The following is a 14011-nucleotide window of genomic DNA, read 5'->3' on the forward strand; positions in this document are numbered from 1 at the left end:
CATGACACGATTTCAGATTGTTGAGGCTACGCTCACCGCGGAGCTTGCAAAGCCATATGAGTATGGCATCGCCGATTGCTTCTTTCTCGGTATCGCCATGATTGATGCTCTGTCCTGTTCCGATCTGCGGAAGAAGTATTCCAAGGATTATCGCACGATCCTCGGCGCACAGAAGGCGCTACGCAAGCGCGGGCATAAATCGCTCGTCACGTTCTTCGAAACGATTGCAGAGCCTTGTGCGCCCGCGCAGGCCCGTCTCGGCGATATCGTCATTCTTCAGCTTGGCCCGCATGAGCATGTCGGCATCTGTCTCGGTACCCGGTTCGTCACCAAGACTGACGCCGGCAAGTCCTATCACCCGTTAAGCGACTGCATCGCAGCGTTCCGCGCAGGATAATCATTCATGCCCATTTTCACGGCCATCGGCACTGCGATTGCGGGCGCGCTCTTCGCTGGCTCTACGATTGCGGCTTCGCTCATCTCTGCGGGTCTCGCATTCGGCGCGCGACTAGCTGTCAGCTACCTTAATCGCCCCAAGAAGCGCAAATATTCAGCCGTTCAGGGTGAGGTGCAGTACGGCGCCGATATTCCCGTCGGCGCGATGTTCGGCACCGGTATGACCAAGGGCCATCGGGCTTTCTATGGCAAATGGGGCAAGGGCAACAAGTTCAATGCCGATGTTTTCCTGCTTGCGAACGGCTGGTGTGATGGCCTTGAAGCACTGTTTTTCTATGGCGAGCAGCAGACACTTGTTCCGGTCGCAACAATCGGCGGTGAAGCTGCCCGGTTTGAAACAACAGGGTTCGGCAACAATCTCACGATCCGATTTTATGATGGACGTCCGGGGCAGACTGTCGACGCCAAGCTCGTCGCCGATACCGCCGGTTCCGGCCGGACATGGAAGTCAACGAGCCGTTGCGCCGGGATTTGCTACGTCATTGTCGAGCGTGAGTATGATTCACGTTTTGCAAAGGGCACGCCTGAGTTCAGTTTCGTGCTGCGCGGCCTTCGTCTTTATGATCCTCGCAAGGACAGCACGATAGCCGGTGGCTCGGGCGCTCATCGCCTGGACAACCCTGCAACCTGGGAATACAGCGGTAACCCTGCATTGCAGCGGCTGAATTATCAGATCGGCCTTAAAGGCTTGATTTCCGGACGGACCTTAATCGGTGAAGGCAAGTCGATCGGTCAACTCGATCTATCTTCCTACTTCGCTGCCATGAATGTCTGCGATACCATCAAGAACGGCAAGCCGACATACCAGAGTGCAATGTATGTTGAGAGTGAGGATGATCACACCGAGATCCTCAAAGAGTTCGATGATGCGATGGCAGGCTATGGCCTAAACCGTCGTGGCCTGTCCGGTGTCATTCCCGGCGCTCCGCAAATACCCGTTCTTGAAATTACCTCTGCGGACATCCCCGTTGACCGCGCCCAAGATGTGAGCCTGCGCAAATCCGCCTTCGACATGTACAATATGATGTCGGGGCAATTCACCTCTATCGAGAGCCAATGGGGCGCCGAAAGTCTCAAGCCCATCATTGTCAATCAGGACATTGAGGATGACGGCCGCCGCCGGCAGACTTCGAACGATTTCCTGCAGGTGTCAGACCCGGACATCGCGCAGTACCTACTGAACATCCGCTATCGGCAAAACCGCAAGGGCGGTCAGGCGACCGTTCCTGTTAGTCGTCGTGTCGGGCTTAAGGTTCAGGAGGGAGAGTGGGTAAGCTTTCAGGGCAAGACATGGCTGGTCACCGAATGGCGTTGTGATGAGCAGTTCCGGTTTACGCTGGTTCTCTCGGAAACAGGAGCAGATATCTATTCGGATGGCGATATCGAGCCAGGTCCGGTCATTGTTCCGCCGTCGCCGCCGATCAACCCATCCATCCTTTCCACGATTCAGGATTTTAAGGTTGAGGTCGGATTAATAACCGGGTCCGCCGGGTTTGAAAGGCCCGCCCTTCGCTTCGACTGGCTTGCGCCGGATGATCCAACCATCACGGAAGTTCGGGTATTCTATCGCAAGGCTGGAACATTCGAGGAGTTTGAGGACAAGTCATCACAGCCAGAGGCTGCCCTTCACGGATCGACTGAGCCGGGCAGGGCTGGATTCATCACTGGTAAGAATGTCCAATCCGGCGCGTTTTACGAAGCGCGGGCAACGATCACAACCGTTCCGGACAGGTTCAAGACGTTCACGCCTTGGCTGACGACGCTCAATGAGACCGGCTTTGAAACGATCTACAACCCCGGCATCGTCGATGAAATTAACCAAGCCATCGGCGACCACCTCGAATGGGGCGGCGGCACAACGAGATGGTTGACTGAGCAAATCGAACGGATCAACGCGCTTGTCGCGGCTACGGGCTCTCAGTCGTCTCAAGACAAAGTTGAGCTAAAAGCTGTTGTCGGCAACGTCTCTGCACGTTTCTCAAGAGAGATCACGGTCGTTGCAAACGCCACTGAAGCCGCCGTTATTCGTGTAGAGACGCTCGAAGCCACGGTTAACAACCCGGTCACAGGTGTTATTGCTACCGCCACTGCTGTTGATAGTTTGTCGACCACGGTCAGCACGCTGAACGGTGTCGTCACAGCGCAAGCCACAGCGATAACAAACCTGACCTCATCGGTCGGGGCCGTCTCTGCCAACGGACTGTTCCGCGTTGAAACTGTTGCCACTGAGGCAGGCGCTTTGTCCACGATCGGTCTTTCAGCTTCGACCACTTCCGGATCCGGCACCAACACGGCGGCGCTCTTTTTGAGTTCACAGTCTGGCGGACTGTCTTCGGTAACCATCATCGCTGACCGGCTCGTTATCTCAAACCCTGGTGAGACGGCGCAGTTCCCGTTCATCTTCCAATCGGGAATTCTCACCATGAACGCTACTCGCGTTAACACGATCACAGCAGGAATGCTGCGATCTACGGATAGCAAGATGCAGGTCGATCTAAGCAACCGGCGCATTCTGGTTGCGGATAACACCTAAATGGCAAACAGAACGCTCATTGGCGACTTTGGCAGCGGTGACTATCGACTTCGGGTGTCAAAACCTGGCTTCGATGTCACCGCCGCGCTAGACCGAGAACGGCTGGCATTTGACAGCAGTTGGCCGGATGCAGCTGTTGTCTACAAGACGGGGATTATAAACGTCACCTCCTCGCCTGTAACCGTACCCTTCGGAGAGACATTGCCGACTGTCCCGTTTTGCGTGGTTTTCCGTGTCATAGACGCCAACAATTACATGATGGGGCAGACATTCAATCAAGGCCCTAACAGCTTCAATTGGATGGCGGAATGCACCACGACTTACCTGCGCTTCTTTGAGTTTCACGGTGGGGGTGGATACTTAGGTGGGTATGTCATTCTTCGGGGGCCGCTATAAATGGTCAATCGAATCCTTATCGGTAATCACCCAACCCACGGTTTGGGTGGCTTTGTTTCAGTGCCAGGCGTTGATGTACTCAGCGCCAACAAGTTTCAGATGATGTGGTCGTCGCAGCAGGAGCAATTGCAGATCGTTTCGTCTGGATCGTTTTTGGTGACTGCAGGCGGCCCAGGAACCGATGACGGTGGCGCGTTCGTCCCGATCAGTTGGACGCCTTTGGGTTTCACGCCGATGATACTCTTGGGATGCGATCAATTCGAACTCTATCTGAATTATACGTCCGCGAATTCAGCACAGGTCAGAAGCTGTTCGTACAACGAATCGAGGTTCCCTGTGAACTACCCGACCGGCAATACAACCGGATATTACATGGTGACGAGAACGCCAAAGCCGTTTTGAGGACTTCATGGTAAATCGCATACATATTTCACCTGGTGTCTTTGACGTGTCCAGACCGGGGGTCGATGTCCTTGTGGCCTCGCAAGTAAACCTTCTTTTCAGCGCTGACAGGGGAACTCCTGCTCGCTTTATACGCGGTTCCTTTTCCAGCAGCGTTGGCGGTGGTGGCGGCGGCAGTAGCGACAGCCGCACGATCATGTTCGGTAAGACGTTCTCTGTCGTGCCGTTCGTTATGACGCAATGGTTCGAAGGTACGGGCGCATCGCGACCGGGTAACTGGGTGCCTCAACGGGGTTTTGGAGGTGGACGCACCAGCTATGGCGATTTCGCCTTTAACTTTGTCGCAATCAACGTCGATGTGTACACCGATCGCATCTTTCTCGAAATTAAAAACGCAGGGTCTCCAGGGTTCGATTACGCCGTCGATTATCTGGTGTTCGATTACAGATTGGGATTTTAGGAGAGACAGCATGACGATCATCAACCACGATGGGCGCGGCTTCATCTATCACATTTGCAGTGAGCCTGGCGATGCAGAAACGCTGGCCAACTTATTGGCAATGGAGGGTGCGCTGCATCTGCCTGGCGTACCTTTGCCGTTTGTTCCAGTCCGCGATGTGGACGGAAAACTCGTAATCGAGGATGGCAAAGTTAAGAAAGAAAGTCCTGGCTTTACACAGCCAGAAGTTTCCCACGATCGCCACATGGTTGTAGACGGCGCCGTAGTACTGCGCCCCACGTTGCCCTCTGGTGACGTTGAGATAAAGGCTGATGGAATTGACGCCTATGTCATTGACGGCCTTCCCACAGGCAGCGTGCTGCGGCTGGATGGCGCCGAGATTGTTATTGACGACGGCACGTTGGAATTTACGACAGACGAGCCTGGCATCTATGTCTTCGAGGCGAGCTTCCCGTTCGTCGACTGGCAAGTGAAAGTGACGGCGCGATGAAGATTGAAGGCAAAAAAGACATTGCGGCCGAACGGTTGCGCGGCAGGGCGGCTGTCGATGCTGTTTATGTGCCGCGGATTAACGCTGCGATGGGTCCGAAGTTCGCGCTGTACATCGTAAAGGGCATGGATTCATCCCGCTTTGGTGGCGAGGACGAGGCACTTGAGATAGAGAAGAACTATCGAACGATGATTGATCGTCTAGCCACCATCGAATCCGAACGCCAAGCACTACAAGCACGCATCGACGCAGCCACCACGGCAGCCGAAATCGACGCCATCATAGCCTCGATCTAGCTTAACCCATCACATCCCAATCGTTATCACCCGCCTCGGCGGTGAGGAGAACCTATGTCCGATCAGCCAGCACAACAGTCCGAACCGAAGACGATCAACGTGCACCCGCAAGCCGCGTTGGGCGAGTATGCCGCTATCAAGGTGTTCTACGAGAACCGCGTCATGCTTCTTGCTCAAGAGGTGTTCAAAGTCACGTCAGAGAACGAAACCCTGCGTGCGGAGATCCTTAGCATTCGCGCTGCGCTGGAGGCTGAACTTGCGCCCAAGGCTCCCGAGGAGACTGCATAATGGCTATCAAACCAGACTATCAGGCTGGCACGGTCTCCCTAACTGCAGGTGCCACGGCGCTTGTTGGTGCGGGCGGTGCTAATTGGCTCGCTGCGGACATCCAGCCAGGCGACACGTTCAAGGTGCAAAACCTTGACGCCGTCGTCGCTTCGGTAACTGACGCAACGCATATTGTTTTGGCCGAACCATGGACCGGAACGACCCTTGCTGCAGCTCCTTACCGTCTGCGTTATCAGCCAGACGGGTCGCGACTGTCAGCTGCTACCCGCGCTCTGATTGATTTGCTCGGCAACGGCAATTTGCAAGCATTCGCCGCTCTTGCTGGCGAGCTCGATATGATTCCCGTCTTCACGGGTGCCGGCGCACTTGTGCTGATTAGCAAGACCGACCTCACCAACGGTGTGCAGACTGACGAGAAGGTTGAGACGATAGCAGACCGCGCTGCCTTTGACGGGCAGGCGGAGGGCTTTTCCGTACTCGTTGCTGATGTTGGCGACGGGCGATCGGCTATCTACTTCAAGCTCTCTTCGTCGCTTGCTGACTGGTCTGATCCTGCGTTCCTGACTGGTGCTAACGGCACCTTCCAATCGAAGGGCGCATACAGCGGAGCGACTTCTTATGTTGTAGGTGATGTTGTCCTGCAAAACGGCTCATCGTGGATTGCTCGCGTCAACACGACGGGCAATGCGCCTCCGACACTTCCAACAACATCGAACACTCAATGGTTCCTGCTGTCCGCTGCTGGCAATGGCTTCGTGTTCAAGGGCGCTTATTCCGGCGCGACGGCCTACGTCAAAGATGATGTGGTTCTCTATAACAACTCGTCTTGGATCGCTCTTATATCCACGACAGGGAACACTCCTCCCGCACTTCCGACGACGGTCAACACTCAATGGCAGTTGCTTGCAGCGCGCGGTGCCGGCGATGTGAGCGGGCCTGCGTCAAGTGGTGCTGGGCGTCCCGCTGTGTTTGCCGATGCGACCGGCAAAGTAATTGGCGTCGCTGCCACAGATCGAAACATATTGTCAAATGGCGCAATGCAAGTTAGCCAAGAAAATGGCAACACGCTTGGCAGTACCAGCGGTTATTACGCCGTCGATCAGTGGCTGCAAGGATTCGTTGGTCCTGTTGTTTCTTTTCAACAAATTGCATCTGTAACCCCCAAGAAATCGGCAAATCGTATTCGACAAATCATCACGACCGCTGATGCCTCGCTCACAGGAACAGAGTTTTTTGGTATCGTTCAGACCGTAGAGGGGCTTAGGATATCAAGCCTCGGCTTTGGTTCGGCGGGAGCGATTCCGGTGCTCTTGAGTTTTGGCCTTAAAGCGCCGATCGGCACTTATTCTATTTGCATTCGGAATGCCGCGCTGAACCGATCTTACGTGAAGACCTTCGCTGTAACAGTCGCAAACGTGGATACTTATTACAGCATACCAATCCCCGGCGACGTGACGGGAACATGGGTGTCGTCTTCTGCGCTTGGAATGTTTATTGGATTTTTCTTTGGCCTAGGGCCGACATTTCACGGCACCGATGGCGCGTGGCAAGCGGGTGACATTCGTGGGACGGTAGCAAATACAAATGGTGCCGCTACACTCGGGAACACATTCGATCTATTCGACGTAGCGCTCAATGCTGACCCGTACAGCACAGGCATCGCACCAGAATGGAAAGCACCTGATTTCGGCGATGATTTGCGCGATTGCCAGCGTTATTTTCAGCGTCATCAAGTGGTAGTCGAGACGGGCGCGTTGTTTCAATCATGGGCATATCCAGTACAGTTCAGGCTGTCTCCTACAATATCAGGGGGTGGCGCTGGTTTTTCCGTGCAAGTTGCGAATCCCGATGTATGCAACGTGAGTCAAACCGCAAGATCGTTTCAAACTCTAATGTTCAATGCGAGACCATGATGAAATTTGTCAGCGCACAATATGTCGGTGTCGACAAGATCAAGGCTGTTGACGAGCAGGGCGTTGAATATTTCATTCCCGCCCAAAGCGATGTCTCACCGTGGCCGGAATATATTGCTAGTGGTGGCGCAGTCGATCCATACATTGCGCCCGAACCGGTCATTCCTGATGTCGTATCCAGTCGACAGTTCTTCCTGCAGTTAGCAATTGCTGGCATATCAGAGCAGGTCGAAGAATGGATAGCGCAACAGGATGCGCTCGTGCAGATCGCATTCAACAAGTCAGCGACGTTCCGCCGCTCGGATGAAATGCTTCAGCACGGGTTCACCGGCCTCGGTTTCACGGTCGAGCAGGTTGATGGCTTCTTTGCCCAGGCGTCGTTGCTTTGATTCTGCGCACTTTATCTGTCGAATGGGCCAGGGACAACTTTCGCAGGAACTCCAAGGCAGACAACAGCTAAATCGTCTTTGCCGAACACCGATCCTTGATCTGGCCACCTATGCCCGTCGCACGACACCTCAGCCCATGCTTGTTGTTCTCGGGTGGCTACGAAGACTGTTAGGCCAGTAACTTCATTATATAACTGCGCAAGATAGCCTGGCCACCAAACAGCGAAGATCGAAAGTGTCGTGCCGTACGTATGCCATCCGGTGGAAAAATCCGCGCCAGTATGGATGTTGGCGAGGCTTGAAACTGTCGTTCCTATGAATGCGATTTTTCGGATTTTATCTTGGTTATCAAGATGCCCGATATCTTGGGCTATCCGGTTCATCATCAACAGGTCGCGCCGGTTGACGCGCTGTTGATCGCTGAGAACTTCATTGTTAGATCCAATAAATCCCAAGAGTATCAAAGCGACGGCTGAAACTGCTATCCTCCTGTACACTCCGGTGGCAAGAGAAACAGAAACTGCGGCAATGCCAGCCCAAATAACTTCTACTGATAGCAAGTTTCTGAACGCAGGCATCCACGACAAAGGCACGATAGTGAGTGAGATTGCGAACACAAAGGCCGCTGCAACGGAGACGGCAAGAAGAATGACCAGCAGCACTCTATCACGCACACTAAACTCAGTTCTCCTTGCAATCCCGAAAACGCCAAAGATCGCCAAACCGATAAACAGAACTCTGGTCAACCATCCGGTTAGCGGATCTTGAAGCGAAACCACAGAAAGTAGTTCCCGCGCACGAGAAAAAACAAGTCCCGGATCAGAAAGCAAGATGATCGATTCTCTGCCGAGAGACTCCAGATGTGTGGTGTAAGAGATCGCAAACTTTGCGGCCACCACGTACAAGGCAGTAGCAACGCCAAGAGCGAGACCTCGCATCACCCATTCGCGTAGGTCAAACCGGTTCCTCAAGATTGTTACGATAGGCTCAAACGCGAGCACGCATGCCGCCATCTCCAAAGGGATTTGGTGTATCGCTAACGCAAGTACGATCACTGCTGCTGAAAGCGCAAACCATGCCGCGCTTCTGCTGCAAACGAGTAGCGCCCAAAACGTCATTACGAACGGTACGCCACCAGGAAACTGCGCAATTTTCCACGTCGAAATGTCGGCTTGATACGGATGGAGCACCAACACTGCGACAACAACTGCGGAAATACGCCAGTCATCGTTCACCTTCCACAGCCGACAGACCATTAACGCGCCAATAGACTGACATAGTAGAAGCGCAACGGCGGAGAGCGTGAAAGTTCGAGCAACATTGATTCCGAGTGCCGTCAGGACCTCAACTATCACCGGACCAAAGAACCTGCCCTCTCTAAGAGCAGTATTTCCGAGTGTTTGGAAATCGAATTTTCCCGGCCAGAACCAAAGATCATCGACGTTGAATGTTGCGGTGTAAAGTGATGACCCGCGTGCAATCAAACATAGAACTACCGCGAAAACGAATAATCGCGCCTCGTCTCTCTCCCAATATTTCATGCCGCTCAACTATTTCTTAGAAGTACATCGATCAGCGACATTCGCCTCACCCCAATGAATTCTCGACGCCAGCAGTAATTGATGACGAGATTCATGTCCATATCGCACCCATCCTACAAACAAGGAAATGACCATGCGTCTCATAGACGACTGGCGATCTGTGCTGCGCAAAGCGTGGTCAGTGCGCTTGATCCTGCTCGCCGGCCTACTGGAGGCGCTCGGATCACTGATGCCTTACCTCGGCGTCGTTCTACCAATTCCAGAAGGTGTTTTCAACGTTTTGTCCTCGCTCACCCTCGGAGGCGCGGTCGTTGCCCGCCTCATCGTTCAGAAGGAAATCTCAGATGGCAAGTAGAATACGGAACGCGCTCGTTGGCGTGACTGCCCTTGGCGTGGTTGCTGTCGGGTATGTCGGCGGCAAGGAAGGGCTCAAGCTGGTCACCTATCCGGACATCATCGGTGTCTGGACCGGGTGCTATGGCGAAACCAAAGGCATGCACAAAGGCATGAAGTTCACCAAAGGCCAGTGCGATTCGATGCTGGTCGATAGCCTTGTCGACCATGAAACCGGAATGCGGAAGTGTCTGAAAAATCCCGATGCGATCCCGGACAAATCGTATCTCGCCTTTCTCTCCGGAACCTACAACATCGGGGTAGGGGCGTTCTGCCGGTCGAGCATGGCGCGCCTGGCGAACCTCGGGGATCTTCGCGGCGCATGCAATGCGCTGATGCTCTACGTCAATGCGGGCGCAAAGAAAAACGTGCGCGGTTTGGTGCTCCGCCGAACCGATGAAAAGGCAATGTGCCTCGAAGGTCTGAAATGAACATCCTCATTGCGATCCTTCGCGCGCTCGGCATTCCGCTCTGCATATTCCTCTTCATGCTCGGCTATTACGAGGGCGTGCCGGTCCTTCGTGACATTCCTTATATCGATCATATCCCGGTCGCACGCGAACTGATCGCCGGACGTGTTCCGACGGAACGTGCGAAAGCGGCTGATGCCGCTCGATCGGGGTATGTACTCGAAGCCGAAAAGAAAACTGCAGAAGCCAAAGCGGCGAAGATGGAGAAGGATCGCGCCGCCGCTCAAATCGTCATCGACGCGTACCAGGTCCAATTATTGAATCGCCAAACACTCGACGCTCTGGAGAACGAACAGCATGAACAGGAGATTGCTGATTATGAAAAGAAGTTATCGGCTGCTGGCCGTACCTGTCATGTTACTGATGCTGACCGGAGCTTCCTGCTCAACCCTTCAGGATCGGCTCGATAAAGCCGCTACGACGCAAGGGGAATTGCAAGCCGGGCTCAATCTTCCAGATTTGCCGCCGGACTGTCGTGTCATGGAGCCTCATGCTCCGGTTGTAGTGGGTGGCGAGGCGATGTCAGGATGGAAGCGCGAGCGTGGCGCGACAGACAGAGCAAACGCCCGCGTAGGACGCTGTGCGGGGTTTTATGACCACGCAACAGGAAAGACTCGATAATGGCCGCGACAAGTCTCAATGACATCTACAGGGCCATAGGAACACTTTCCGAACAGGTAACCAGCCTTCGCCGCGATATTGATGCGTCAGAGCGACGGGCGGGCGCTGAGAACCGGGAAGCGGACGAAAAGCGCGCGCAAGTGCATCGCCGCATGGATGATCTTATTTCCGAGGTTGGCGACATCAAAACCGACATCGCGATCATCAAGGATGACGTTGGTGACGCCAAGGCTGTCACCGATGACGTAAAAAAGTGGAAGTTGATGGGGATTGGCGCTCTTGGCGTCGTGGGTATCGGTGGCGCTGCGCTTGGGGTCAGCCTTGCCAATTCATTCGAATGGCTCGCTCGCTTTCTGCACAAATAGCAATCGCCCTGCCGGTCAGGGCTGCCGGGAAAGGGGCTTGTTTCATCACTGCCCGAGTAGAAAGCTTGTCTCGACTATAGGAAGCCTTACACCCTTATTTTGACATTCAATTTCGCGCCGTGCTGTCCTTCGGGATGGTACGGCGCTTTTTTTGCGTTTTTGGGGTGATGCCCAATGCCTCTCATCACCGCCTAAAACAGGCCAAAACGCCAGCAACTACGGGCTTCCGGAGGTGATCGCTTTGCGATAGGTCACCGCCTCAGTAATGTGCAAAAAGTTCACATTACTATGACCCTCGCTTGGGCTTGCCTAGGGTGAATTCTACAATTGACGGACGAAGGTTTGGTGGTGATGACTTTCCGCTTAAGCAAAGGAAAGGATGCCACGGAGCATGAATATCCAAGTAGAGATCATCGACAAGATCAACCTCGTTCGAACTCAATTGAGCCTGGTCTCTATGGCAGTACAGTCGATAGAGGATCGAGAACAGAGCGCTGCGCTCGACGAAGGGATTTGCATCGTGCAAGCCTCTCTCAAAGAGCTCAAAGATCTGGCAAAGGATGCATTAGCGTCAGAGGATGCATCCAGCGAGTAGTGGACATCGGCAGATGATATAGGCCCGCCGCCGGTTCTCCGGTTGGCGGGCTTTTTTGCGTTTAGGGATTCAAAAGCGCTTAGGCGCACTCTTCCAAATGGGAGTCGTTTTCCCCGTGGGAAGGCTCCGCTTTTAGCTGGATGCCAAGAACATGAAGAACTTTAAGTACGGTTGCGAATTCAGGATTGCCACCAACGCCTAGCGCACGATAAAGGCTCTCACGTGAAAGTCCGGCCTCTCTCGCGATTTTAGTCATGCCTCTAGCTCTGGCAACGTCGCCAATAGCGGCCGCGATGAGGGATGGATCACCATCTTCAAAAGCAGCGTTCATATAGGAGAAGATGGCCTCTTCGCTTTCGAGATGTTCGGTGACATCCCATTTGTTGATTACTACAGCCATTTTCAGTCACTCCTTGATTTCAGATGCCATCTGCTTTGCGGTTTTTATGTCGTCGTCTTGTGTGGATTTATCGCCGCCGCATAGCAGGATGATAACTGTATTCCCCCGGTTAATATAATATACCCGATAGCCAGGTCCGTAGTTCACTCTGATCTCGCTAACGCCTTCCCCAACGGCTCTAACGTCTCCCTGGTTCCCTAACTCCAGCCGACGCAGCCGAACGAGTATCCTCGATTGAGCGTTTTGGTCTTTGAGTTTTGAGAACCATGTAGAGTAAACATCGGATTGTCTTACCTCAGGCATGTGTCATACGTATCTTATAGGCTACAGCTTTACAAGGTGTGAATTTGGATTACTCGATCACGCTTTGCGGCGCGGCTTGCTCTTGCGCCATCTCGGGGAGGGCCTTCCAGCCGTAACCGGATCTATCTCTGCCGGCGGAACATAGATATTCGCCTGTCGCGCCGCTTCGATAAACGCCACCCGCGCGATCGCTGGAGCAAGCTGGCCCGCAAGGCAATCGTGAAGGGCCTGCATAGCGACAAGCACGAGAGGACCTCCGCGCTCCGGTGGCCACTCTTCCAACAGGAACTTTGCAGCATCGTATGCGGTGCCGATGTTGATCATCTGACCGGGTCTGCGGCTCATAACGGTGACGGGCGAGAACGCTCTATAGGTTTCATATTCCATCGCAGGCTAACGACTCTCTTTGCTACTCAGTTCCGCGCGTCCGGATAATCAAATTTCATTATCCGCCCTTTGCTTTGACATAGGCGTTTGGCTCGGGCCTCAATCCAAGTCCGCCGCCTTTGTCAGCGGGATATTCAAGATAGCGCGCGTAGGCTGCCTTGATCTTGTCGGCTGCCTGCTGCTTGTGGTCCTCGATACCATCCGTATCGCCGTGCCGGAAATCGCTATGGCCAAGCAGGAACGACCATTCCCATTTTCCCTTCTGCGGTCCACCGTCGATCTTCTTCACCCGGCCAATGGTCACGCCTTCAGCCTCGGCAACAAAGTCGCCGGGTGCAGTCTCTCCGCCGATGACGGTCTTTTTCCATGTAATGTTCATTGGGGAATGATAATCACAGCCAATCCGGAACGTCTAGAGAACATCCGGTGGGACAAATGGTGGGACTTTTGGTGGCGAAGGGTCCCACCGGATGCCTAATTTTCCATATTTGTTCTTTTTGTTGATTTAGGCCCTTGCGTTTGCAGAGCGAAAACAATAGTGAAACCAACGTCTAACAAAGGACGGAGCGTAGCGCAGCCTGGTAGCGCATCTGGTTTGGGACCAGAGGGTCGCAGGTTCGAATCCTGCCGCTCCGACCACTTTCCCAAGCAAATGCTGCTGGAACTGAATTGAAGCCTGTAATATATCGGGATTGCAGACAAAGGAATCTCTTCAATGGCAGCACGCATCTTCCGCCCGGCAAAGACCGCAATGCAATCCGGCAAGGCAAAGACCGATACCTGGACGCTTGAGTTCGAGCCGGAGCAGCCGCGCAAGATTGAACCGCTGATGGGCTATACCTCATCGCGCGACATGAAGAGCCAGATCCGCCTGACTTTCGAGACGAAGGAAGAGGCGATCGCTTATGCGCAGAAAAATGCCATTGACTATGTCGTGCTGGAGCCCAAGGAAACACGCCGGCGTATCGTGTCTTATTCGGAAAACTTCCGCTTCGACCGCAAGCAGCCCTGGACGCACTAAAATAGCGTTTTCGATTTTTCCCGGGAAGATCGCTCTCCACGGGAACTCATATTGGTCCCGTAGCTCAGCTGGATAGAGCACCGGCCTTCTAAGCCGACGGTCACTGGTTCGAATCCAGTCGGGATCGCCACTACCCTACTTAACTAATTGATTTCATTACTAGGTGCGACGCACTCATTTGTAGGGTGCGACGTTATCGTGTTCGCTATGCGTTCGGCTGCGCCTCTTGCGAGCTTAGCTTTGTCAGCCTCCGGCTATCTTATGCAGCTACTCCACTTCCGTGGCATGTTGG

21 protein-coding genes and 2 tRNA genes are annotated in these 14011 nt (G+C 53.9%); 18 read left to right on the plus strand and 5 right to left on the minus strand.

What is annotated here, in order from left to right; all coding sequences use genetic code 11:
- Nucleotide 1: 1 nt before the first annotated feature.
- The 10 genes from LB462_RS02610 to LB462_RS02655 are packed head-to-tail and all read left to right on the plus strand — an operon-like array spanning nt 2 to nt 7623.
- Nucleotides 2-397 (plus strand): DUF6950 family protein, encoded by a 396-nt coding sequence (locus tag LB462_RS02610; protein ID WP_224505830.1) that lies wholly within the window; start codon nt 2-4, stop codon nt 395-397.
- A gap of 6 nt (nt 398-403) precedes the next feature.
- Complete coding sequence (locus LB462_RS02615; RefSeq protein ID WP_224505831.1) at nt 404-2989, plus strand: phage tail protein; 2586 nt, start codon at nt 404-406, stop codon at nt 2987-2989.
- On the plus strand, nt 2990-3385 hold the full coding sequence (locus LB462_RS02620; protein ID WP_224505832.1) for a hypothetical protein: 396 nt from the start codon (nt 2990-2992) through the stop codon (nt 3383-3385).
- Entirely contained in the window at nt 3386-3787 is a 402-nt protein-coding gene (locus tag LB462_RS02625) for a hypothetical protein (RefSeq protein ID WP_224505833.1), read from the plus strand. It abuts the gene before it with no gap.
- A 7-nt stretch (nt 3788-3794) separates the two neighbouring features.
- Nucleotides 3795-4247, plus strand: a complete 453-nt coding sequence (locus tag LB462_RS02630; RefSeq protein WP_224505834.1) for a hypothetical protein — start codon at nt 3795-3797, stop codon at nt 4245-4247.
- Between the two features lie 10 nt (nt 4248-4257).
- Complete coding sequence (locus LB462_RS02635) at nt 4258-4737, plus strand: hypothetical protein (RefSeq protein WP_224505835.1); 480 nt, start codon at nt 4258-4260, stop codon at nt 4735-4737.
- On the plus strand, nt 4734-5033 hold the full coding sequence (locus LB462_RS02640; RefSeq protein WP_224505836.1) for a hypothetical protein: 300 nt from the start codon (nt 4734-4736) through the stop codon (nt 5031-5033). The genes LB462_RS02635 and LB462_RS02640 overlap by 4 nt, the downstream gene beginning before the upstream one ends.
- 54 nt (nt 5034-5087) lie before the next feature.
- On the plus strand, nt 5088-5321 hold the full coding sequence (locus tag LB462_RS02645) for a hypothetical protein (RefSeq protein WP_224505837.1): 234 nt from the start codon (nt 5088-5090) through the stop codon (nt 5319-5321).
- Nucleotides 5321-7234, plus strand: a complete 1914-nt coding sequence (locus tag LB462_RS02650; RefSeq protein WP_224505838.1) for a hypothetical protein — start codon at nt 5321-5323, stop codon at nt 7232-7234. The genes LB462_RS02645 and LB462_RS02650 overlap by 1 nt, the downstream gene beginning before the upstream one ends.
- Nucleotides 7231-7623: a hypothetical protein gene (locus LB462_RS02655; protein WP_224505839.1), complete on the plus strand. Its 393-nt coding sequence runs from the start codon at nt 7231-7233 to the stop codon at nt 7621-7623. The genes LB462_RS02650 and LB462_RS02655 overlap by 4 nt, the downstream gene beginning before the upstream one ends.
- 11 nt (nt 7624-7634) lie before the next feature.
- Here LB462_RS02655 and LB462_RS02660 read toward each other — a convergent pair whose 3' ends face one another.
- Nucleotides 7635-9164, minus strand: coding sequence for a hypothetical protein (locus LB462_RS02660; RefSeq protein WP_224505840.1), 1530 nt, complete (start codon nt 9162-9164; stop codon nt 7635-7637).
- 133 nt (nt 9165-9297) lie between these two features.
- Between LB462_RS02660 and LB462_RS02665 the strand changes: the two genes are divergently transcribed.
- The 5 genes from LB462_RS02665 to LB462_RS02690 all read left to right on the plus strand — a co-directional run bounded on the left by LB462_RS02665 (nt 9298) and on the right by LB462_RS02690 (nt 11608).
- Nucleotides 9298-9519, plus strand: a complete 222-nt coding sequence (locus LB462_RS02665; RefSeq protein ID WP_224505841.1) for a DUF7940 domain-containing protein — start codon at nt 9298-9300, stop codon at nt 9517-9519.
- Complete coding sequence (locus tag LB462_RS02670; RefSeq protein ID WP_224505842.1) at nt 9509-9988, plus strand: lysozyme; 480 nt, start codon at nt 9509-9511, stop codon at nt 9986-9988. The genes LB462_RS02665 and LB462_RS02670 overlap by 11 nt, the downstream gene beginning before the upstream one ends.
- Nucleotides 9985-10437 carry a hypothetical protein gene (locus tag LB462_RS02675; protein WP_224505843.1) on the plus strand — a complete coding sequence of 151 codons (453 nt, stop codon included), beginning with the start codon at nt 9985-9987 and terminating at the stop codon, nt 10435-10437. Before LB462_RS02670 ends, LB462_RS02675 begins: the two co-directional genes overlap by 4 nt.
- Nucleotides 10438-10647: 210 nt before the next feature.
- Nucleotides 10648-11013 carry a DUF1515 family protein gene (locus LB462_RS02685; RefSeq protein ID WP_224505845.1) on the plus strand — a complete coding sequence of 122 codons (366 nt, stop codon included), beginning with the start codon at nt 10648-10650 and terminating at the stop codon, nt 11011-11013.
- Nucleotides 11014-11404: 391 nt separating this feature from the next.
- On the plus strand, nt 11405-11608 hold the full coding sequence (locus LB462_RS02690; RefSeq protein WP_224505846.1) for a hypothetical protein: 204 nt from the start codon (nt 11405-11407) through the stop codon (nt 11606-11608).
- Between the two features lie 79 nt (nt 11609-11687).
- On the opposite strand, the gene LB462_RS02695 is transcribed toward LB462_RS02690, so the two are convergent.
- The 4 genes from LB462_RS02695 to LB462_RS02710 are packed head-to-tail and all read right to left on the minus strand — an operon-like array spanning nt 11688 to nt 13077.
- On the minus strand, nt 11688-12008 hold the full coding sequence (locus tag LB462_RS02695) for an addiction module antidote protein (protein ID WP_224505847.1): 321 nt from the start codon (nt 12006-12008) through the stop codon (nt 11688-11690).
- Between the two features lie 6 nt (nt 12009-12014).
- On the minus strand, nt 12015-12311 hold the full coding sequence (locus LB462_RS02700; protein ID WP_224505848.1) for a type II toxin-antitoxin system RelE/ParE family toxin: 297 nt from the start codon (nt 12309-12311) through the stop codon (nt 12015-12017).
- 57 nt (nt 12312-12368) lie between these two features.
- Nucleotides 12369-12698 carry a DUF982 domain-containing protein gene (locus tag LB462_RS02705; protein WP_224505849.1) on the minus strand — a complete coding sequence of 110 codons (330 nt, stop codon included), beginning with the start codon at nt 12696-12698 and terminating at the stop codon, nt 12369-12371.
- A gap of 58 nt (nt 12699-12756) precedes the next feature.
- Complete coding sequence (locus tag LB462_RS02710) at nt 12757-13077, minus strand: hypothetical protein (protein ID WP_224505850.1); 321 nt, start codon at nt 13075-13077, stop codon at nt 12757-12759.
- Nucleotides 13078-13260: 183 nt separating this feature from the next.
- Between LB462_RS02710 and LB462_RS02715 the strand changes: the two genes are divergently transcribed.
- From LB462_RS02715 to LB462_RS02725, 3 genes are all read left to right on the plus strand, one after another.
- Nucleotides 13261-13337 (plus strand) — tRNA-Pro (locus LB462_RS02715).
- A gap of 76 nt (nt 13338-13413) precedes the next feature.
- Nucleotides 13414-13719 carry an ETC complex I subunit gene (locus tag LB462_RS02720; protein WP_112527958.1) on the plus strand — a complete coding sequence of 102 codons (306 nt, stop codon included), beginning with the start codon at nt 13414-13416 and terminating at the stop codon, nt 13717-13719.
- Between the two features lie 53 nt (nt 13720-13772).
- Nucleotides 13773-13849: transfer RNA gene (locus tag LB462_RS02725), tRNA-Arg, on the plus strand.
- The last annotated feature ends 162 nt before the right edge of the window (nt 13850-14011 follow it).

Origin of the sequence: Phyllobacterium chamaecytisi (genome assembly GCF_020164455.1) — a bacterium.
Lineage (GTDB): Bacteria > Pseudomonadota > Alphaproteobacteria > Rhizobiales > Rhizobiaceae > Phyllobacterium > Phyllobacterium chamaecytisi.